The 1231-nt window shown below is 72.4% G+C and carries 2 protein-coding genes; one reads left to right on the top strand and one right to left on the bottom strand.

Annotation, left to right across the window (positions count from 1 at the left end; all coding sequences use genetic code 11):
- Window positions 1-48: 48 nt before the first annotated feature.
- Window positions 49-522 (bottom strand): MarR family winged helix-turn-helix transcriptional regulator, encoded by a 474-nt coding sequence (locus KME75_RS41710; RefSeq protein ID WP_219420519.1) that lies wholly within the window; start codon window positions 520-522, stop codon window positions 49-51.
- A 64-nt stretch (window positions 523-586) separates the two neighbouring features.
- On the opposite strand from KME75_RS41710, the gene KME75_RS41705 reads away from it, so the two are divergent.
- On the top strand, window positions 587-1138 hold the full coding sequence (locus KME75_RS41705) for a carboxymuconolactone decarboxylase family protein (protein ID WP_219420516.1): 552 nt from the start codon (window positions 587-589) through the stop codon (window positions 1136-1138).
- Window positions 1139-1231: the final 93 nt, after the last annotated feature.

The following is a 1231-nucleotide window of genomic DNA, read 5'->3' as shown; positions in this document are numbered from 1 at the left end:
AGGAAAGTGGCTTTGCTGCAACGGGGGCGGGCGGGCGGGACGAGCGGGTCAGCCGCCGAACCAGCCGGAGGCGTCCACGCGGAAGCCCTCGCCGGGCGCCATGGTGCGCAGGTCCGCCTCGACGGCGGCGAGACGGTCGGGGCCGAGCCGCTGGGCCCACGCCCTGTGGATCTCGTCGAACACCGCGGTGGACCGGGTGAGCGCGTCGACCCCGTGGGGCGTGAGCTGCACCAGCTTGCGCCGGGCGTCCGCCGGGTCGGCCACCCGCTCCGCGTAGCCCAGCTCGACCAGCCGGTCGACCGTCTTGCCCGCGGCCTGCTTCGAGACGCCCAGCCGCCTGCCGAGCTCCGTGGCCGTCGCACCGTCCCGGCCGATCGCCTGCATCGCGAACCCGTACGCCGGCCGGACGTCCGGGTGGCCCTGTCGGGCCAGCTCCGCGTGCAGCTCGTCGATGATCGAGCGGAAGCCACCGAAGAGCAGCAGCGGCAGCATCCAGCCCTGCCCCTCCTCCGAGTCAGCCATGGACAAACTGGACAACCACGTTTACTGTTTGGACAACCACGTTGTCGAGCTTAGGGGAGCCGCCGTGTTCGTCGACCACACCCTCGAGTCCGCGCCCGACGCGTCGCGCCGGTCCATGGAAGCCACCGCCCGCCGCCTCGGCTACCTCCCGGCCCGGGTCGCCCGGCTGGCCGAGTCACCCCACCTGCTCGACGGGTTCCTGAAGCTCAGCGGCATGTTCGAGGCGACGGCGCTCGAGCCGGTAGCGCGGGAGGTCGTGATCATGACGATCGCGACCCGCAACGGCTGCCACGTCTGCGTCGCGATGCACACCGGGAAGCTGGTCGCCCTCGGCGCCGGCCCCGATGTGATCGCCGCGCTGCGCGACCAGGAGCCGCTCGCCGACGCCCGGCTGGACGCCGTCCGCGTCTTCACGCTCGAGGTGCTCGCCACGCACGGGGCCGTGGGGGAGGAGGCGCTCGCAGCGTTCCTGGCCCAGGGTTTCACGCGGCAGAACGCCCTCGAGGTCGTGCTGGGCATCGGCGCCTACACGATGTCCACTCTCGCCAACCGCCTGACCGACGCGCCCCTGGACGCGCAGCTCGCGCCGCACGCCTGGGAGGTCCCGGCCGCCTGACCAAGTGGCAGGAAAGCCACGTTCCGGACGCTGAACGACAGGAACGTGGAATGCGCGGCGTGCACGCCGGGTTGGGCCCGGTGATGGGCATCT

This window comes from Pseudonocardia nigra (assembly GCF_019396355.1).
GTDB lineage: Bacteria > Actinomycetota > Actinomycetes > Mycobacteriales > Pseudonocardiaceae > Pseudonocardia > Pseudonocardia nigra.
Note: the sequence above shows the minus strand (reverse complement) of the source record. Positions and strands in the feature narration are given on the sequence as shown.